Origin of the sequence: Eudoraea sp., from assembly GCF_049669105.1 — a bacterium.
GTDB lineage: Bacteria > Bacteroidota > Bacteroidia > Flavobacteriales > Flavobacteriaceae > Eudoraea.
Map to the genome: position 1 here is coordinate 43,253 of NZ_JBATKE010000010.1, position 19,303 is coordinate 62,555.

The 19,303-nt window shown below is 37.3% G+C and carries 20 protein-coding genes; all 20 read right to left on the minus strand.

Annotated features, from left to right (window positions below):
* Positions 1-12 precede the first annotated feature (12 nt).
* Complete coding sequence (gene hisIE, locus WBM60_RS00745; protein ID WP_424282639.1) at positions 13-651, minus strand: bifunctional phosphoribosyl-AMP cyclohydrolase/phosphoribosyl-ATP diphosphatase HisIE; 639 nt, start codon at positions 649-651, stop codon at positions 13-15.
* Complete coding sequence (hisF, locus tag WBM60_RS00750) at positions 652-1,407, minus strand: imidazole glycerol phosphate synthase subunit HisF (protein WP_424263431.1); 756 nt, start codon at positions 1,405-1,407, stop codon at positions 652-654.
* Between the two features lie 3 nt (positions 1,408-1,410).
* On the minus strand, positions 1,411-1,932 hold the full coding sequence (locus WBM60_RS00755) for a DinB family protein (protein ID WP_424263433.1): 522 nt from the start codon (positions 1,930-1,932) through the stop codon (positions 1,411-1,413).
* Positions 1,929-2,705 (minus strand): HisA/HisF-related TIM barrel protein, encoded by a 777-nt coding sequence (locus WBM60_RS00760; RefSeq protein WP_424276403.1) that lies wholly within the window; start codon positions 2,703-2,705, stop codon positions 1,929-1,931. Before WBM60_RS00760 ends, WBM60_RS00755 begins: the two co-directional genes overlap by 4 nt.
* Positions 2,706-3,113, minus strand: coding sequence for a GNAT family N-acetyltransferase (locus WBM60_RS00765; protein ID WP_424278739.1), 408 nt, complete (start codon positions 3,111-3,113; stop codon positions 2,706-2,708). It abuts the gene before it with no gap.
* 6 nt (positions 3,114-3,119) lie between these two features.
* A complete protein-coding gene (gene hisH / locus WBM60_RS00770; RefSeq protein ID WP_424276401.1) occupies positions 3,120-3,701 on the minus strand; it encodes an imidazole glycerol phosphate synthase subunit HisH in 582 nt (193 codons plus the stop codon).
* 49 nt (positions 3,702-3,750) lie between these two features.
* Positions 3,751-4,902 (minus strand): bifunctional histidinol-phosphatase/imidazoleglycerol-phosphate dehydratase HisB, encoded by a 1,152-nt coding sequence (gene hisB, locus WBM60_RS00775; RefSeq protein ID WP_424259060.1) that lies wholly within the window; start codon positions 4,900-4,902, stop codon positions 3,751-3,753.
* On the minus strand, positions 4,902-5,942 hold the full coding sequence (gene hisC / locus WBM60_RS00780) for a histidinol-phosphate transaminase (protein ID WP_424279527.1): 1,041 nt from the start codon (positions 5,940-5,942) through the stop codon (positions 4,902-4,904). Before hisC ends, hisB begins: the two co-directional genes overlap by 1 nt.
* A gap of 23 nt (positions 5,943-5,965) precedes the next feature.
* A complete protein-coding gene (gene hisD / locus WBM60_RS00785; protein WP_424259058.1) occupies positions 5,966-7,258 on the minus strand; it encodes a histidinol dehydrogenase in 1,293 nt (430 codons plus the stop codon).
* Complete coding sequence (gene hisG / locus WBM60_RS00790; protein ID WP_424259057.1) at positions 7,255-8,112, minus strand: ATP phosphoribosyltransferase; 858 nt, start codon at positions 8,110-8,112, stop codon at positions 7,255-7,257. The genes hisD and hisG overlap by 4 nt, the downstream gene beginning before the upstream one ends.
* A gap of 202 nt (positions 8,113-8,314) precedes the next feature.
* Complete coding sequence (locus WBM60_RS00795; RefSeq protein WP_424259056.1) at positions 8,315-9,130, minus strand: prohibitin family protein; 816 nt, start codon at positions 9,128-9,130, stop codon at positions 8,315-8,317.
* Between the two features lie 11 nt (positions 9,131-9,141).
* Positions 9,142-11,175 carry a VWA domain-containing protein gene (locus WBM60_RS00800; protein ID WP_424282634.1) on the minus strand — a complete coding sequence of 678 codons (2,034 nt, stop codon included), beginning with the start codon at positions 11,173-11,175 and terminating at the stop codon, positions 9,142-9,144.
* Between the two features lie 85 nt (positions 11,176-11,260).
* Positions 11,261-12,007, minus strand: a complete 747-nt coding sequence (fabG, locus tag WBM60_RS00805; protein ID WP_424259054.1) for a 3-oxoacyl-[acyl-carrier-protein] reductase — start codon at positions 12,005-12,007, stop codon at positions 11,261-11,263.
* 127 nt (positions 12,008-12,134) lie between these two features.
* Positions 12,135-13,007 carry a succinate--CoA ligase subunit alpha gene (gene sucD / locus WBM60_RS00810; protein WP_299162127.1) on the minus strand — a complete coding sequence of 291 codons (873 nt, stop codon included), beginning with the start codon at positions 13,005-13,007 and terminating at the stop codon, positions 12,135-12,137.
* Between the two features lie 66 nt (positions 13,008-13,073).
* The gene (locus WBM60_RS00815) at positions 13,074-14,009 is read right to left on the minus strand and encodes a UDP-3-O-(3-hydroxymyristoyl)glucosamine N-acyltransferase (protein ID WP_424259052.1); all 936 of its coding nucleotides are present in this window, start codon (positions 14,007-14,009) and stop codon (positions 13,074-13,076) included.
* A gap of 94 nt (positions 14,010-14,103) precedes the next feature.
* Positions 14,104-14,667 carry an elongation factor P gene (gene efp, locus WBM60_RS00820; protein WP_424259051.1) on the minus strand — a complete coding sequence of 188 codons (564 nt, stop codon included), beginning with the start codon at positions 14,665-14,667 and terminating at the stop codon, positions 14,104-14,106.
* 6 nt (positions 14,668-14,673) lie between these two features.
* Positions 14,674-15,459, minus strand: a complete 786-nt coding sequence (gene lpxA, locus WBM60_RS00825) for an acyl-ACP--UDP-N-acetylglucosamine O-acyltransferase (protein WP_424259050.1) — start codon at positions 15,457-15,459, stop codon at positions 14,674-14,676.
* A gap of 1 nt (position 15,460) precedes the next feature.
* Complete coding sequence (locus tag WBM60_RS00830) at positions 15,461-16,858, minus strand: bifunctional UDP-3-O-[3-hydroxymyristoyl] N-acetylglucosamine deacetylase/3-hydroxyacyl-ACP dehydratase (RefSeq protein ID WP_424276399.1); 1,398 nt, start codon at positions 16,856-16,858, stop codon at positions 15,461-15,463.
* 3 nt (positions 16,859-16,861) lie between these two features.
* Positions 16,862-17,887: a UDP-3-O-(3-hydroxymyristoyl)glucosamine N-acyltransferase gene (gene lpxD, locus WBM60_RS00835; RefSeq protein WP_424280062.1), complete on the minus strand. Its 1,026-nt coding sequence runs from the start codon at positions 17,885-17,887 to the stop codon at positions 16,862-16,864.
* 165 nt (positions 17,888-18,052) lie between these two features.
* On the minus strand, positions 18,053-19,282 hold the full coding sequence (locus WBM60_RS00840) for an HD domain-containing protein (protein WP_424276398.1): 1,230 nt from the start codon (positions 19,280-19,282) through the stop codon (positions 18,053-18,055).
* Between the last annotated feature and the right edge of the window lie 21 nt (positions 19,283-19,303).

Consider the following 19,303-nt stretch of genomic DNA (forward strand, 5'->3'; position numbering starts at 1 on the left):
AAAGGTTTTGGGCTATTTTGTTGAATGCCTGCCTTTAAGTGTGTCCACTACATCATTAAGTTGAAAACCTTTAGCCCGCAACAAAATAAGGTAATGAAAGAGTAAATCGGCACTTTCTTCAAGAAAAAGCAGGTCATTATCATCCATTGCTTCTATAACAGTTTCTACCGCTTCTTCGCCAACTTTCTGGGCAATTTTATTTATTCCACTTTTAAACAAGGAACTTACATAGCTCTTTTCATTATCTGCATGCTCCTTTCTATTCGTTATTATAGCTTCAAGTTGTGTTAGAAAACCAAAATTTTGATCATTCTTTTTATTCCAACAGGTATCGCTTCCCTTGTGGCATGTAGGCCCTACGGGGTCTGCAGAAATTAATAACGTATCATTGTCACAATCAACTTCAACATCCACCAATTTCAGATAATTACCACTTTCCTCACCTTTTTGCCATATCCTATTTTTGCTTCTACTATAGAAAGTTACTTTTCCGGTTTCCATAGATTTTTTTAGGGCATCCTCATTCATATAACCAAGCATTAGGACATTTTTGGTAGTATGGTCCTGTATTATTGCCGGTACAAGTCCATCTTTATTTTTGTCAAAGGCTACTTCCATAGTATAATTCTTTTGCTGCTGATTAAAATTCAGTTATAATCTAACAGGAATACCATTCTCCTGTAATTCCTTTTTAAGATCTTTTATCTCCATTTCCTTAAAATGAAATACACTGGCTGCCAATGCGGCATCTGCTTTTCCATTTTTAAAAGTATCTATAAAATGCTGTATGTTTCCTGCACCACCGGATGCAATTATGGGAATATTCCGCTCTGTTGAAAGCCTTGCCAGTGTTTCGTTGGCAAATCCGTTTTTTGTGCCGTCATGGTCCATCGAGGTAAATAATATTTCTCCTGCTCCTCTTTCTTCAACTTCCTTCGCCCATTTAAACAATTCCAAATCTGTAGGTAATTTGCCCCCCACGAGATGTACTTTCCATACCCCATTTATCTGCTTTGCGTCTATAGCAACTACTATACACTGAGAACCAAATTTAGCAACCAGCTCATTAATTAAATCGGGGTTTTTAACCGCAGAGGAATTTATAGAAACCTTGTCTGCCCCATTATGCAGTAGAATATCAACATCTTCCACTGAGGAAATTCCACCCCCAACTGTGAAAGGGATATTAACTTTTTCCGCTACGCGTTTAACCAAATTAGCAAGGGTCTTTCGTTTTTCCTCAGTTGCAGATATATCAAGAAATACCAATTCATCTGCACCTTCATTTGCATATACTTCTGCAAGTTCAACAGGGTCTCCGGCGTCTATTAAATCAACGAAATTAACACCTTTTACCGTGCGGCCGTCCTTTATATCCAAACAAGGAATTATTCTTTTGGTAAGCATCCTCTATAGTTCGTTTTTAGTATTCAAATCCCTTCCGGCATAAAACCCTAAATCCTTGTTGGTTATTAGCTTTGTCCAAAACGCAATCTGACCTGTATGATACGAATAATGTTCAACTGCGTGAATTACAACTCCTATGCCTGAAAGATTAGTTCCCTGCACTAACCTTTTTTTGATTAGTTCTCCTTTATCACAACTATTTAGTACAAGCCTGGCTTTTTTAACAGTATCTTCCAGTTTTTGTATAAGCTCTATTTTAGAAAATCCGCCGGTCATTGAAAATTCTTCATCTCTATTTCTATAGTCATCTTGTTCTCCTAAAGATGCGATAATATATTGTGTCATATTACCACAAATATGCGCTATTAGGTTACCAATACTATTGGATGATTCATTTGGTTTTTTCCAGATATCTGAATCTGAAATAGAATCGAGACTAATTATAATCATTCGGGTACTCTCTTCTAATCTGTAAATAGAATTTTCCAAAAATTCTAACACCCATTTGTCTTTTATATTATTCATGCTGATAATATAAACTGTTCTAATTGCTTTAAACTAATCTTATTTTCATAAATGGCTTTACCCAATATAGCACCTTCGCAACCAATTTCCTGCAAAGCCGGTAAATCATCAAAATGCGCTATACCGCCACTGGCAATAAGATTTATTCCAGGAATTTTCACATCTTCCACACCACTCATACTTACCACCGTCTTATTTACACTCGTTTCTTCAAGAAGTCGTTTGTATAATTCTATTGCAGGTCCAGCCAGCATCCCGTCCTTTTTAATATCTGTGCAAATGATATATCGGATTCCTTGCTTTTGGTAATCTTTAACAAATGGTATCAATTTCTTATCTGATTCTTCCTGCCATCCTGTAATTGCAATACGTTCGTCTTTAACATCTGCTCCCAGGATGATTCTTTCTGCTCCATAGGTTTCAATCCATCCCAGAAAGGTGTCACGGTCATTTACTGCGATGCTTCCTCCGGTTATTTGTCCGGCACCACAATCGAAGGCAATTTTCAAATCCTCATTGGTCTTCAGCCCCCCTCCAAAATCAATTTTTAAATTTGTGTTAGCAGCAATGGTTTCCAAAACCCTATAATTTACAATATGTTTTGCTTTTGCACCATCAAGATCAACCAGGTGAATATATTGAATGCCGTGTGCTTCAAATTTGAGCGCTACTTCCAAAGGGCTTTCGCTATAAACTTTTTTGGTATTGTAATCTCCCTGTGAGAGCCTGACGCATTTACCTCCTATAATATCTATTGCCGGGATTAATCTCATTTAGCTAATTTTTTGCATCCATGTTTCCGGTTCAGAAATTTGGTGAAACCCATATTTCATATAAAAGCCATGGGCATCTATGGTTCTTAAACCAAACCCATTTACCTCTTTGATCTCGGGTAAATTCATAATATAATTCATCAAAAATCTGCCTACTCCTTTGTTCTTGAATTCATCTATGACAAATACGTCCATTAACCATGCAAATACTACATAATCTGTAACAAGTCGTGCAAAACCAATTTGCGCATTACCGTCAAATACAGCAAAACAAATGGAATTTTCCATAGATTTTATAACTTCTTCTTTGCCTCGCCCTTTTGCCCAGTATGATTGCTTTGAAAGATATTCATGGACCAAATCAACATCCATTTCACGAATATCTGTACTGATTCTAAATTCTTTCATTTCCCACTATAATGCCAGATAGTTTTTTAAGATCCTAGCTCCAACTTTACTGCTTTTTTCAGGGTGAAACTGAACCCCATAAAAGTTATCTTTCTGTAAAGCACTACTATATGCCATTTCATATTCTGTGACTGCTATAGTTTCTTCGCAAATTGGGGCATAATAACTGTGCACCAGGTAAATATGATCTTTTTCAATTACATCCTTAAATAAAGCGGATTTAAGATTTGTTATTTGATTCCATCCAATTTGAGGAACTTTAACACGGTTAGTAAATCTGACAACATCGGTATCAAAAATACCTAAACCCGATGTATTGCCTTCTTCAGAAGTATTGCACATTAACTGCATCCCAAGACAAATACCTAAAACCGGCTGTTTTAATTCCGGAATTATCTTGTCCAAACCACTTGCCTTTAATTTATTCATAGCACTACTTGCTTCCCCAACACCGGGAAATATCACACGGTCGGCCGCCATTATCTCTTCCGCTTTATCACTTAATACAGCCTCAACCCCAAGGCGTTTGAAAGCAAACTTTATACTTTGGATATTACCAGCTCCATAATTTACTATAACCAATTTCATGTACTTTAATACTTTGGCGATTATTAATTTCGATATTCCGAATCAGTTTCTAAAGCATTCCCTTTGTTGTTGGCAATAACATTTTATCCACATCGCGTTTTACCGCCATCTTAATTGCTTTTGCAAATGCCTTAAAAATAGCTTCAATCTTATGGTGTTCGTTAGTTCCTTCCGCTTTTATGTTCAAATTGGCTTTTGCACCATCAGAAAAAGATTTAAAGAAATGATAAAACATTTCCGTTGGCATCTTACCAATCATTTCTCGTTTAAACTCAGCCTCCCAAACTAACCAGCTACGTCCTCCAAAATCAAGAGCTACCTGTGCAAGACAATCATCCATTGGCAGGCAAAAACCATAACGTTCCATTCCCAACTTATTTCCTAATGCTTTATGGAATACCTCACCCAGGGCAATCCCTGTATCTTCTATGGTATGGTGTTCATCTACTTCTAAATCACCCTTTACATTAATATCCAGGTTCATCTGGCCATGCCGGGCAAGTTGGTCCAACATATGATCAAAGAATACAATTCCGGTGGAAATATTGCTTATGCCGGTTCCATCTAAATTAAGTTTAATCCTAATATCAGTTTCTTTAGTTTTTCTTGAAATTTCAGCAACTCTGTTTTCCAGTTTTAAAAAATCATAAATGGCCTTCCAATCTGCCGTTTCCAGGACGATTGTTTCCTTTAAGTCCTCTTCTTCAACAGTGATTTCATTTGTTCCCAAAAACGTATTTGTATTTATGTAAATTCCTTTCGACCCCAAGTTTTTTGCCAGTTCTATATCGGTTAACCGGTCGCCAATAACAAAAGAGTTTTGCAGGTCATATTCTTCAGCGAAATACTTTTTCAACATTCCTGTACCGGGTTTTCGGGTCTCCGCATTTTCATGTGGGAAGGTTCGATCTATGTGGGTTTCTGAAAAGACTACCCCCTGGCCCTCAAAACATTTAAGAATAAAATTATGTGCTGGCCAAAATGTATTTTCAGGAAACGTCTCTGACCCAAGACCGTCCTGATTAGTCACCATGACCAATTCAAAATCCAATTCCGTGGCTATTCTGCTTAGATAACTAAGTACGCCCGGATAAAATACTATTTTTTCTAAACTGTCTGTTTGTTCGTCGGGCGGTTCCACGATAAGCGTGCCGTCGCGATCAATGAATAAGACCTTCTTCTTTGTCGGTTGTAGTGCCATTACAAGGAGTTTAATACTTTTAACAATGTTTCGTTCTCTTCGGGGGTACCTATTGTAAACCTAAGGGTATTATAGCAAAGTGGTTGTGTTGATCTGTTGCGGACCACCACCCCCAATTCTAATATTTCCTGGTACCTTTTATCTGCATCATCTACTTTTACCAATATAAAATTGGCATCTGTAGGGTATATTTCTTTTACATATGAGATTTTGGCTAACTGTCCCACCATCCGATCTCTTTCCGCTAAAATTTCAGTAATCTGTTCTTCTACTAAAGCGGTATTCTGAATCATTTGAAATGCCTTTCGCTGGGTAAGTTCATTTATATTATACGGTGGCTTTATACGATTCAGGATCGTTATTATATTTTCAGATGCATAACAAACACCTAAGCGTAAACCGGCCATTCCATAGGCCTTGGAGAATGTCCTGGTGACCATAAGATTAGGAAACTGGCCAAGTTTATTAAGCCAACTGCCCTGGGTTGCGAAATCTATGTATGCTTCATCTACAACTAATAAACCTTGAAAGTTATTCAGCAGGTATTCTACATGTTTAACAGAAAAACTATTCCCGGTAGGGTTATTAGGTGAACACAGGAAGATAACTTTGGTTTTTGAATTTACAGACTCCAAAATTCTATCTACATCAAGCTCAAAACTTTCCGTCAAAAGAACTTCCCTGTTCTCTATTGCATTAATACCTGCCAGAACTTTGTACATTCCGTAAGTAGGTGGCATCGTAATGACATTATCTTTATGTGGTTCACAAAAGGCCCGGAAAATCAAATCCAATACCTCGTCACTTCCATTTCCAAGCAGAATATTAGCTGGTGCTAAAGAAGAGCTTTTTGCCAAAAGAGTTTTAAGCTGGCGTTGTTGCGGATCCGGATAACGATTGATCCCATTAGAATAAGGGCTCTCATTGGCATCAATAAATACCATTTCAGAGCCATCAGAGGTATATTCATCCCTGGCAGATGAATAAGGTTTTAATCCCCTGACATTTTCCCGAACTAATCTATAGAGGTCAAATTTCATAAACCACATCCTTTAAGCAATTACTATTGCTTGTTTTTTAAACTTTGAAGTCGCAGAGAAACTGCATTTTTATGAGCCTGAAGTCCTTCTGCTTCTGCCATAACTTCAATGGTATTACCAATATTCCTCATTCCAGTTTCAGATATTCTCTGAAACGAAATACTCTTCATAAAACTGTCCAGATTTACGCCACTATACTGTTTTGCATATCCGTTCGTCGGCAAAGTATGATTGGTGCCTGAGGCATAATCACCAGCGCTTTCCGGGGTATAATTTCCCAGAAAAACAGAGCCAGCATTCACCACGTTTCTAATATAGTATTCCTCGTCTTCACAACAAACAATAAAGTGTTCCGGCCCATATTCATTAATTAGTTCGATGGCTATTTTATCATTTTCCACAAAGATCAATTTACTATTTTCAATTGCCTTTTTAGCGATGGCAGCTCTCGGTAGCCCGATAATTTGTTTTTGCAATTCCTCCTCTACTTTGTCCATAAGCGATTTGGATGTAGACACCAGTATTACCTGACTATCTGTCCCATGTTCTGCCTGACTTAAAAGATCTGAGGCTACAAAACCTGCATTGGCAGAATCATCTGCGACTACTAAAAGCTCGCTTGGCCCCGCTGGCATATCTATAGCCACACCAAACTTGGTTGCAATTTGTTTAGCTACAGTAACAAATTGATTACCGGGTCCAAATATTTTATAAACCTGGGGTATACTTTCTGTTCCAAATGTCATTGCCCCTATTGCCTGAATACCACCAACTTTAAAGAGCTTTGTAATGCCACAAAGTTTAGCGGTGTAGAGAATAGCAGGATTTATTTTCCCGGATATATCGGGAGGTGTACATAAAATCAACTCTGAACATCCCGCAATATTGGCAGGTATTGCCAGCATTAGAATAGTGGAAAACAAAGGAGCTGTGCCACCAGGGATATAGAGACCGACTTTTTGAATTGCCCTTTTTTCCTGCCAGCAAATTACACCTGCTGTAGTTTCTATTTCAATTTTTGGCGTTTTCTGAGCCTTATGGAATTTTTCAATGTTCGATTTTGCTGTTTCTATCGCAACTTTTAGCTGGTCCGACACCAATGATTCCGCTTCACTAAACTCATCAGAGCTTGCCAATAAATCAGACAATTCAACTCCGTCAAATCGCTTAGTATATTTATTTAAAACCTTATCGCCACCTGCCTGTACTTCATTAAAAATCTGCATTACAGTGCGTTCTATATCTTCAACGGTTTGAGTTGGACGCTGCAAGATAAAAGGCCAGTCCTGTTTTTTAGGATTGAATATTTTTTTCATAACACCATTTTCTCAATTGGGCATACTAATATTCCCTCAGCACCCAGCTGTTTCAATTCATTAATGACTTCCCAGAATTTATCTTTATTGATTACCGTATGAACTGAGCTCCAGCCTTCTTCTGCCAGGGGTAAAACCGTTGGACTCCGCATTCCTGGTAATATTTTAATAATATCTTCTAATTTGTCATTGGGAGCATTCATCAAAATATATTTGGATTGTCTGGCAACCAATACCGATTTTATTCTAAACCTCAGATCTTCCAGAATTTCTCTCTGCTTCTCCGCGATCATTGGTGATACGGCTAAAACAGCTTCACTCCTAAGCATTACTTCTACCTCCTTAAGATTGTTTTTGAATAAGGTACTACCACTGGATACTATGTCGCAAATAGCATCGGCTAATCCGATATTAGGCGCAATTTCCACAGAACCGTTAATAATGTGAAGCTCAGCCTGAACCCCTTTGCCCGAGAGGTATGCATTTAGAGTATTTGGATATGAGGTAGCAATCCGTTTTCCTTCCAAATCATTGATCTTACTATAAGTACTGGATTTTGGGACGGCCAGAGAAACCCTGCATTTTGAAAAGCCAAGATTTTCTGCCACAGCGATATTGCCTCCTTTTTCTTTCAGTACATTCTCCCCAATGATAGCGATATCTACGACACCGTCTTTCAGATATTGCGGAATATCCCCATTTCTAAGGTAAAATACTTCCATTGGAAAGTTACGCGCAGAAGCTTTTAATTGGTCTTTACCATTATCAATAGAAATACCACAGTCTTTTAGAACTTTTATTGAATCTTCGTTAAGCCTCCCCGACTTTTGTATGGCTATTTTTAATTTCTCCATTTGTTAAATTTCTTTTTCAAGCAATCAAAAAGGTTTAAAAGCAAAACCCGTTTGATTGCTCAAACGGGTTAGATATATTTTTGAATACAACAATACATTTCTACCTCGCCTGAGTGCAAGTGTACAAATGATGATGTGTATTTTTATTTCTCATTAGATTGTAAAATTAGAATTTATTTTTATTTCACAAAACTTATTCTAATTAATTATTTCCTAAAATAAGAGGTAACCCGTCTCCACCCGAGCCTATTACTACGACTTTAGCATTTGGAGATTCTGCCATTTTTAAAGTGGCATCTATACCCTTGTCTTTAAGTATTTTATCGGTTAAAGATGCGCTAAGTATCTTGTTAGCATCAGCCTTGCCCTGAGCTTCAATACGCACTTTTTCTGCCTCCTTTGCCGCGGTTATTAAAAGAAATTCATATTCCAATGATTCTTGTTCCTGTTTTAATTTTCTTTCAATGGCTTCTTTAATTGTCGCAGGAAGAGTAACATCGCGGATAAGAATTTCATTCAATTGTATATACTGATCCTGTACGATTTCCTTGGTTTCTTCAAAAATCTCCACCTGAATGGCGTCTCGTTTGCTGGAGTATAATTGTTCAGGGGTATATCTCCCGACTACGCTACGCGCTGCAGACCTGATAGCAGGAAGAAGAATACGCTCTTTATATTGTTCACTTTTTTCCTGATGTAATTTGCCTAAGGAAAGATAATCAGGCTGAAACCACGCAGACGCATCGAGCAGTATGTCCAAACCATTACTGGAAAGTACTTTCATCTTTTCAAAAACTTCCTGCTGTCTTACTTCGTAAACAAAAACTTTATTCCAGGGAGCGACAATATGAAAACCTTCATTAAGAGGTGGCTCATCCGTCACTACACCGTTCCCAAAAGTTCTATATAGAACCCCCGCTTCACCAGAACCTATGGTTACTGCTGATTTAGAAATTAGTATAATCAATAAAATAATTATAAACACTGCCGGCAGTGCTATTTTTGGTAATTTATCCATTAGATATAAAATTAAATTAGTCCGTTATATTTTCTTATAAACCACTCCGCAGTCAAAGCTGCAACAATGATTCCCAAGAGAATTTTAAAATCTATCAAAGATACGACATTTTGCTTGCTTTTTTGGATTGGCACAAACCTATTGTCTTTAATTATGTCCTCAATGAATTTAGAAACCTGGGAAGGAAAATAAAGTGTCGCATTGGTGCTTTTAGCCAACCTATCTAATTTCTTATAATTACTCGATAGCAATTGTTTTTCTAAGTCGTAGTCCAGTATTGTGAATTTTCCTGTTTTGGTAAGATTTTCATCCTTCACACTTGCCGTAAAGCTATAATCCCCGGAAGGGAGGGTACTAATATCAGCTTCGTAATACCCATTCTTAAGCAACATAGGTATTTGCCTGCTAGTGTTATTCTCAATACCACTTAATATTAAATTTAGAGTTGCATTATTATCAAAAACAAAGGTTTCGTCAAAATAAGTAGCCTTTATGGTTGCTTTATTAAATCCCTGATAAATATTTTCGTACTCCAATGTGAGCCTGCTTCGTGGCTTGCTGTTTGCCAGGAATAAAATAACCTTAGAAATAAAGTCATCAAATTTTTTAAACTCCTGATCTTCCCTGTAACTCTGTACGCGCCATTTCCAAATATTTTCACCCAAAAGTATGGCCTCGCGACGTAAATTGGTTTCAAGTACTGTAAAAAGAGGTTCATTCAAATCTACTCCCTTAATTCGTTGGCTCAATATATTTTCATAAGCTGCAGTTATAAGTAGTTCGCCTAAAGTTGTCTCCACGGGAGGGAATTCGGACACCACAAGATCTGAGATATCAAAATGCGTAAATCCCGCATTTAAAATAGGGGTTACTTCTTCTTTCTGATCATAACTATTCTTTTGAAAACTATTCTGCACTTTATTTAGAAAAGTCCAATCTGTCTTGGGACCGGTGATGGTAAAAATATTTGCCCCTTTACTTTCTATATAAGAATATACCTTTTCAAAAGACGTGTCTGGCTGATATATAATAAATAGATCAAATTGTTCCAGTTCATTTGGTGACAAGGATGGTTTTATAATTGATACTGATCGTTGCTCATTACTTTCAATTGCTTTTTTTAAAGCACCCAGATCCGGATGAAGCATATTGGAGACTAATGCAATATTGGTTTTTTCATCTATTACTTCTATTCCTATTTGCCTGGAATTATTGGTAATGTTCCTTTCATTTTCCAAAGGACTAAGACTAATCTTTATATTCTTTATTCCAACAGTAGAGGCATTCAACACAGTATTAATAATCTGGGAATTCTCGGTCTCACTTAGAAGAATTTGCTCTCTATATAGGTTTTGACCAGTTTCTGTAATGGTCAGAGTGGTTGACACCGTATTGTTCCCCTGGTAGGAAACAAAAATTTCCATAGGGTATTTATTTTTTAAAAAGGCGTATTTGTTTGTGTTTACCTGATCTATTCTGATATCCTGATAACTTGTTGTATCTCCAACAACCATTGGATAAATGGGGAATTTTTGTCTTCCTCCAGAGAATTCATAATCTTCACCCAGAGTCTGGTTTCCGTCAGTAAGCATCAAAATGGCTGTATTGCTTCCCGCAAAAATTTCATTTAGTGATGAAAGAGCGCGTCCTATATTCGTAGCTTTCTCCGAAAATGATAAACTGTCCAAAGAATTTAACTCTGTCCCAAATACATATTCAGAGATATCAAACTTTTCCGCAATATTAGTATTCTCTTCAATCAGTTTTTTGGCATTAACAAGCTGATTAACCCCGTTTGCCTGGCCAATTGATGAGGTATTGTCCGCTAAGATAATTAGATTCGCCTTCTCCAAAGAATATTGCTCTTTGGTGATTTTTGGATTTATTAGAAGCAAAAACACACAAAATAATGCTACAAATCTCAAAAAGGAGAGTGCTATATATAAAGTGCCTTTGCTCTTGGATTTGTAATAGTATTGAAATATAACCAACCCCAAAGCCAAGATCGCAGCAAATAATATGAGGAATACCGTTTGTAGTTGCATGAAACTTTTTGGATAACACCTAACTGCCGGAACCCAATCCGGTCAGTAGCCTTGCGCTGGGGTTAATAAATCGTGTGACCGGGCATTATGTTAACATACCGCCATCAACATTTAAAACTTGTCCGGTAATATAATCAGACAGATCTGAAGCAAGAAACAAACAGGCATTTGCTACATCTTCAGGAGTTCCGCCGCGTTTCAGTGGAATTGCTTCTCGCCATCCCTGTACAGTTTTTTCATCTAATTTATCGGTCATTTCAGTTTCAATAAACCCTGGTGCAATAGCATTACAACGAATATTTCTGGATCCAAGTTCAAGGGCAACAGATTTGGTAAATCCGATAATTCCTGCTTTGGAAGCCGCATAATTGCTTTGGCCCGCATTCCCTTTTACGCCAACCACGCTGCTCATATTAATAATAGAGCCTTTGCGCTGTTTTAACATTGTCCGCTGAACAGCCTTTGTCATATTGAAAACAGATTTTAAATTGATCTCAATAACGGTATCAAAATCCTCTTCTCGCATTCGCATTAACAGATTGTCTTTTGTGATACCCGCATTGTTAATTAACACGTCTATTCCTCCGAAATCCTCCAGTACCTGAGCAACCAGCTTCTCAGAATCTGTAAAACTTGCCGCATTACTCTTATAGGCTTTTGCCTTTACTCCTTTAGTATTTAGCTCTTTTTCCAATTCAAGCGCGGGAGCTTCACTGGAACTATAAGTAAAGGCTATATTAGCCCCATGTTCGGCCAAAACCCTGGCAATACCCATACCTATACCCCGACTTGCACCGGTAATAATAACATTCTTCCCGTCTAATATTTTCATATCATTGTTTTGTTTCCTAACTCGTATTCCAAAGATAAGTTTTGTTTCACATAAAGGCTAAAAAAAATCCCGACTAATTCGGGATTTTCCTCTCAGATTTACCGAGGATTATTGTTGTTATTTTGCACTATCCAACTACTTCTTTAACCTTCTTTCCTATTTCAGCAGGAGAATCCACTACATTTATTCCACATTCGCGCATAATACGTTTTTTGGCCTGCGCAGTATCATCTGTTCCTCCCACTATTGCCCCGGCATGCCCCATGGTTCTTCCGGCAGGTGCTGTTTCCCCAGCGATAAAACCTACAATTGGTTTTTTACTACCACTGGCTTTATACCATTTGGCCGCATCCGCTTCCAGTTGTCCTCCTATTTCTCCTATCATTACAACACATTCTGTTTCGGGATCATTAATTAGCAATTCTACTGCATCTTTAGTTGTAGTGCCAATTATTGGATCACCACCAATACCAATAGCTGTTGTAATACCCAATCCCTGTCTCACAACCTGATCGGCAGCTTCGTATGTTAAAGTACCAGATTTAGATACAATACCAATAGTTCCTTTCTTAAATACAAAACCGGGCATAATACCTACTTTCGCCTCTTCCGGTGTAATTACACCAGGGCAATTTGGGCCTATTAGCGTACAATCTCTGTCTTTAATATAATTATTAGCCTTTACCATATCAGCTACCGGAATACCTTCAGTAATTGTAATAATGACTTTTATTCCAGCATTTGCAGCTTCCATTATTGCATCTGCCGCGAATGCCGGTGGTACAAAAATGATTGTGGTATCTGCACCTACACTTTGAACAGCTTCCTCAACGGTATTAAAAACAGGTTTTCCAAGGTGCTCGTGACCACCTTTACCCGGAGTAACCCCTCCTACTACATTTGTGCCATAGGCTATCATCTGTTCCGAGTGAAACGTACCTTCACTACCTGTAAAACCTTGAACAATAATCCTGGAATCTTTATTTACTAATACGCTCATTGTGAATTTGTCTTTTTAGTTATGCAAAAATATATTTTTGAAAACTATTTTTGGGTGGTTAATTGCTTATTGTTTGTTTAAATCTTTTAAAATTGATGGGAGATTTCGCAGATGGGCTAATTCTCTGAATTTTTCTCGAGCTTCACCAGCCGGACTTCCCAGGTAACTTTTACCCCCTTCCAGAGATCTGCCAATACCAGCCTGCGCCATTATTACTGCTTTCTTTCCTATGGTAATACCGCTTATTATCCCAACCTGACCCCAAATAGTAACTTCATCCTCAATTACTACACAGCCTGCAATTCCTGTCTGTGAGGCAATCAAACAATTTTCTCCTATTACCGTATCATGTCCTACCTGAATCTGATTATCAAGCTTACTGCCTTTCTTAATTGTGGTATCGCCAGTAACTCCTCTATCTATTGAGCAAAGTGCACCGATATCTACATGGTCCTCTATTACAACACGTCCTCCGGAAAGCAACTTATCATAGCCCTCTGGCCTTCTTTTATAGTAGAAAGCATCGGCACCAAGAACTGTACCTGCATGAATTGTGACATGATCGCCTATAACACAATTGTCATACAGACAAACATTGGAATGAATGGTGCAATTATCACCAATTACAACATTATTGCCAATAAAGACATTAGGTTGAATATGAGTATTCATTCCTATTATGGCTGATTTTGTAATCGACAAATCTGATTTTTCGAACGGCTTAAAGTAATTTGTAAGTGTATTAAAATCCCTAAAAGGATCCTCGGATATCAGCAATGCTTTGCCAGGGGGACAATCAACTTTTTTATTTATTAAAACTACAGTCGCTTTAGAATTTAGGGCTTTGTCATAATACTTTGGATGATCTACAAAAACAATGTCACCTTCTTCCACAACATGTATTTCGTTCATCCCATAAATAGAAAAATCATCCGCTCCTACATATTCAGAATTGATGATTGCTGCAATTTCTTTTAAAGTATATGGCTTTGGAAATTTCACGAAAAATTTATCAAAATTAATAGTTTAATATATAAATTAATGCTTAAAATAAAACAATCTAATATATTTAAATACAGATATTTATCTATATTTATTATTTTGCTCTCTCCATATAAGAGCCTTTTTCAGTATCAATTTTAATTTTATCCCCTTCATTAATAAAAAGTGGCACATTTACTTTGGCTCCGGTCTCAACAACCGCTGGCTTCGATGCATTTGTAGCAGTATTTCCTTTAAGTCCGGGTTCTGTATGGGTTACTTCTAAAATGACACTGGCGGGCATATCAACGGATAATGGCATACTATCTTCCGTATTAAACATTATTGTAACTACTTCGCCTTCTTTTAAAAGTCCCGGAGCGTCTAGAATAGCTTCCTGAAGTGAGATTTGATTATAATCATCCGTATTCATAAAATGATAGGTTGTGCCATCGGAATACAAAAACTGATAAGACCTTGTTTCCACACGTACATCTTCAATTTTATGCCCGGCAGAGAAGGTATTATCCAAAACTTTTCCGTTTGTTACGCTTTTGAGTTTGGTTCGTACAAATGCAGGTCCTTTACCTGGTTTTACATGTAAAAACTCAGTAACCTTATAAATATCATTGTTGTACTTAATGCACAATCCTTTTCTAATGTCCGATGTATTTGCCATAGATAATTAATTTGTACTAAAATAGCCTTTCATTATTCCCCTTTGGGAATCACGAATAAACTGTAAGATTTCATCTCTTTCAGGCGTAGCCTCCATTTCTGCTTCAATGATTTGTACAGCCTGAGTGTTGTTATAATTCTTCTGATAAAGTATTCTGTAAATATTCTGTATCTCCCTGATTTTGTCTGAATCAAATCCTCTTCTTCGCAGTCCGACGGAATTTATTCCAACATATGACAATGGTTCTCTTGCGCCTTTGACATAAGGAGGAACATCTTTACGTACTAAAGATCCGCCAGTTACAAAAGCATGGTTTCCAATTGAAACAAATTGATGTACAGCCACCAGACCTGCAAGAATAACATTATCGCCAATCGTTACGTGCCCTGCAAGGGTTGAATTATTCGAGAAAATACAATTATTACCTACAAAACAATCATGGGCAATATGGCAATAGGCCATAATAAGACAATTTTTACCAATCACTGTTTTCATTCTGTCACGGGTACCTTTGTGAATGGTGGCACACTCCCGGATTGTGGTGTTGTTACCAATAACCACAGTTGTTTCTTCCCCTTCATATTTCAAATCCTGAGGGGGTGCTGATATTACCGCGCCAGGAAAAATATTGCAATTCTTTCCTATGCGGGCACCTTCCATAATAGTAACATTGGATCCTATCCAGGTACCATCGCCAATTATCACATTGTTATGGATAGTCGTAAATGGTTCTATAACCACATTTTTTGCGATTTTAGCTCCTGGGTGAACGTAGGCAAGCGGCTGATTCATGCTAATCTTCTTGTTTTGTTTTTACGATTTGGGCCATTAATTCTGCTTCAGACACCAATTTTCCATTTGCATATGCATAAGCCTGCATATGACAGATTCCTCTTCGTATTGGTGAGATAAGATCGCACTTAAAGATTAAAGTATCTCCGGGGACGACTTGTTGTTTAAATTTAACATTGTCGATCTTCATAAAGAATGTAAGGTAATTTTCAGGATCAGGAACTGTATTTAAAACCAGTATTCCCCCTGTTTGTGCCATGGCTTCTACCTGTAAAACCCCAGGCATGACAGGTGCTCCGGGAAAGTGTCCCACGAAAAATGGTTCGTTCATGGTGACATTTTTTACCCCTACCACATGAGAATCAGAAAGTTCCATTATTTTATCAACCAAGAGGAAAGGTGGCCTGTGTGGCAACATTTTCATAATTTGAGTGATGTCCATTAATGGAGGTTGATTTAAATCAAATTTTGGAACCTTATTCCTTTTTTCCAATTTAATTATTTTGGACAGTTTTTTGGCAAATTGAGTGTTTACGTAATGTCCGGGCTTATTGGCAATTACTTTCCCCTTAATTCTTGTTCCGGCCAAAGCTAAATCTCCAATTACGTCCAATAATTTGTGTCTGGCAGCTTCATTTGGTTGATGCAATGTCAGATTATCTAAAATACCATTAGGCTTTACCGATAGTTTTTTCTTGTTAAAAGCCTTTTCAAGCTTCTTCATTGTGGGAGCGGAAATTTCCTTGTCTACATAAACAATGGCATTGTTCAAATCACCCCCTTTTATTAACCCATTCTCCAATAACATTTCCAATTCATGAAGAAAACTAAATGTCCTGGCATCTGCAATTTCATTTTTAAAATCTGCTATTTTCTCGAGGGTAGCATTTTGTGTACCAAGAACCTTGGTGCCAAAATCTACCATGGTGGTAATTTTGTAATCCTCCGCAGGAATTAATGTTATATCACTTCCGGAGGCTTCATCTTTATAAGTAATTACTTCTGTAACTACATATTCTTCCCGCTCGGCGTCCTGTTCTACAATTCCGGCCTTTTCAATCGCTTCAACAAAAAACTTAGACGATCCATCCATGATGGGTGGTTCAGGGGCATCCAATTCTATTAAAACATTATCTATCTCCATGCCCACCAATGCTGCAAGAACATGTTCCGAGGTTTGGATCTTAACGCCTCTTTTCTCAAGATTAGTGCCTCTTTGAGTGTTAACCACATAATTCGCATCTGCTTCAATAATTGGTTCCCCTTCGAGATCAACTCGTTTAAAAGCAAAGCCGTGGTTCTCGGTTGCAGGAACAAATTTCATTGTAACTTTCTCTCCGGTATGCAAACCCACGCCGGTTAATGTTACTTCATTCGCTATTGTACGCTGTTTTGCCATCCTTTATTTATCGTCACTTTTTTTTTCCAAATTATTAATCCTGTTCACCAGTTTTGGTAGGTTTTTAAAATGAACATAAGATTTATTATAATCTGCATAGTTAAATGCAGGTGATCCCTGTATGAATTCATCATCTTTCACATTTCTACCTATTCCTGATTGTGCCTGTATCCTAACCCTGTCGCCAATAGTTATATGTCCAACAATGCCAACCTGGCCCCCAATCTTGCAATTTCTTCCAATTTTTGTAGATCCCGCTATACCTGTCTGGGCTGCTATAGCCGTATGCTCTCCAATCTCAACATTATGAGCAATTTGAATTTGGTTATCCAGTTTTACACCATTTCTAAGAATGGTTGATCCGAGGGTTGCCCTATCTATAGTAGTTCCTGCACCAACATCTACATTTTCCTCCAGAATTACATTCCCGGTTTGAGGAACTTTACTATACTCCCCATTTGAATTAGGCGCAAAGCCAAATCCATCTGCTCCAATGATTGCTCCACTATGAATTACACATCCTTTTCCGATTATTGATTCTGAATAAATTTTGGCTCCTGCAAAAATCAGAACATTATCCGCTATGGTCACATTGTCGCCTATATAGACATTCGGGTAAATTTTGACATCATTACCAATTTTTACATTGTTACCCAAATATGAAAATGCTCCCAAATAGAAATTTTCTCCATAAGTGGCAGATTCTGATAAAAATATGGGCCTTTCCAGTCCCGTTTTGTTATTCTTAACCTGATTGTAATATTCTAATAGTTTTGAAAAAGATTCGTAGGCATCATCAACCTTAATCAAGGTAGTAGTAATGGCCTGCTCTGGGACAAAATCTTTATTTACAAGAGTGATTGATGCTTCTGTACTGTATATAAAAGAGGTGTATTTAGGATTAGCCAAAAAAGTTAATGAACCAATTTCTCCTTCTTCAATCTTAGCCAATTTATGCACAGCAACCTCTGGGTTGCCTTCTACCTCACCCTCCAAAATACCTGCAATCTGACTAGCTGTAAATTTCAAATTTTATAATAATTTAACCCTGTGTTTAGATTCAGACAAAAGTAAGAAAAATTGATTAATGGTATTAAGCAGAATACATGTGCATAAATCCCTATATATTAGCATATTAAGACTTTCAAAACGCTTTTAAGAAATTGGAGGTGACCAAAATTCAGAATATTAGAGCTAAAGATCATCTTTTGGATAACAGATATAATATTTAATTACCGTCTCAGACAGAGAGGTCAAATTTAAATGATCCGATGCTTTGGCAACATCTAATAATTTACCATTAGTACGTAAAATATTTATATTCTGGCTATGACGATTATAGGCCTTGTTCTCTATAATTCCACGGAATACAAAATAGGAGGTTTCTTTTTCACTCAACTTGTATTTTGTTCTAAAATTCCCAAAAAGTTCATTAAATCTCTTCTCCTTTTCAGGCTGGTCTTTAAGCCTTATATTGAGTAGTCTTCGATTCAGAATCATCCCACAAAGTTTTGACAAAACAAAGTCAGTGTTATGCTGCCATTGTTTTATCGCAGCCAAAATATCAATGTCATCAAGACTTGCAAAAAGATCCAAAACCTTCAAATTAAAATTCTCCTTGGCTATTTTGTTTTTCAAAAAGAACATGAGAGCCGGGCTACAAGCCAATTCAACATTCATACCAACCAGTTCCTTTGCCCTCTGTAATGTTTTAATTAGCAATTGCTCAGCTACTATTCCTGTTTTATGAAGGTATACCTGCCAATACATAAATCTTCGGGCCATTAGAAATTTCTCTACCGAATAGATCCCTTTTTCCTCAACAACCAATATGCCATCCACAACATTTAACATCGTTATTAAACGCTCGGCATTTATATTTCCTTCTGCAACGCCAGTATAAAAACTATCCCGCTTCAAATAGTCTAATCGGTCCATATCCAATTGACTGCTGACCAGTTGATTCAGAAATTTTTTTCTATATGTGCCTTTAAAAATTTCAATTCCTAAAGTTAAACTTCCGTTAAACTTGCGGTTAAGCACCTCCATAAATAGGTGCGAAATTGCTTCATGATTTATTCCTTCTACCAAACTATGTTCCATAGCATGTGAAAAAGGCCCATGGCCAATATCGTGCAATAAGATAGCACATAGTAATCCTTGTGCTTCCTCATCTGTAACCTCAATCCCCTTAAAGCGAAGTAGTTGTATTGCTTCCTGCATTAAATGCATACTGCCTAATGCATGATGAAAACGAGTATGATGTGCTCCCGGATAAACCAGATATGAAAGCCCCATTTGTGAAATACGCCGAAGCCTTTGAAAATATGGGTCCGCTATCAGGTTAAAAATTAGTGCATCTGGAATTCTAATAAATCCGTAAATTGGATCGTTGAATATTTTAAGCTTGTTTGATTTTGACAAAATAGCTATTGTTTTCAGCGG

Coding starts and splice junctions, on each gene's coding strand:
- hisB (WP_424259060.1), bottom strand. CDS start 4,902: ATGGCACTACAACCGACAAAGAAGAAGGTCTTATTCATTGATCGCGAC.
- WBM60_RS00755 (WP_424263433.1), bottom strand. CDS start 1,932: ATGAATAATATAAAAGACAAATGGGTGTTAGAATTTTTGGAAAATTCT.
- lpxA (WP_424259050.1), bottom strand. CDS start 15,459: ATGAATCAGCCGCTTGCCTACGTTCACCCAGGAGCTAAAATCGCAAAA.
- sucD (WP_299162127.1), bottom strand. CDS start 13,007: ATGAGCGTATTAGTAAATAAAGATTCCAGGATTATTGTTCAAGGTTTT.
- hisH (WP_424276401.1), bottom strand. CDS start 3,701: ATGAAATTGGTTATAGTAAATTATGGAGCTGGTAATATCCAAAGTATA.
- hisF (WP_424263431.1), bottom strand. CDS start 1,407: ATGCTTACCAAAAGAATAATTCCTTGTTTGGATATAAAGGACGGCCGC.
- WBM60_RS00765 (WP_424278739.1), bottom strand. CDS start 3,113: ATGAAAGAATTTAGAATCAGTACAGATATTCGTGAAATGGATGTTGAT.
- hisC (WP_424279527.1), bottom strand. CDS start 5,942: ATGAAATTTGACCTCTATAGATTAGTTCGGGAAAATGTCAGGGGATTA.
- WBM60_RS00795 (WP_424259056.1), bottom strand. CDS start 9,130: ATGGATAAATTACCAAAAATAGCACTGCCGGCAGTGTTTATAATTATT.
- WBM60_RS00830 (WP_424276399.1), bottom strand. CDS start 16,858: ATGGCAAAACAGCGTACAATAGCGAATGAAGTAACATTAACCGGCGTG.
- efp (WP_424259051.1), bottom strand. CDS start 14,667: ATGGCAAATACATCGGACATTAGAAAAGGATTGTGCATTAAGTACAAC.
- hisD (WP_424259058.1), bottom strand. CDS start 7,258: ATGAAAAAAATATTCAATCCTAAAAAACAGGACTGGCCTTTTATCTTG.
- hisG (WP_424259057.1), bottom strand. CDS start 8,112: ATGGAGAAATTAAAAATAGCCATACAAAAGTCGGGGAGGCTTAACGAA.
- fabG (WP_424259054.1), bottom strand. CDS start 12,007: ATGAAAATATTAGACGGGAAGAATGTTATTATTACCGGTGCAAGTCGG.
- WBM60_RS00800 (WP_424282634.1), bottom strand. CDS start 11,175: ATGCAACTACAAACGGTATTCCTCATATTATTTGCTGCGATCTTGGCT.
- WBM60_RS00760 (WP_424276403.1), bottom strand. CDS start 2,705: ATGAGATTAATCCCGGCAATAGATATTATAGGAGGTAAATGCGTCAGG.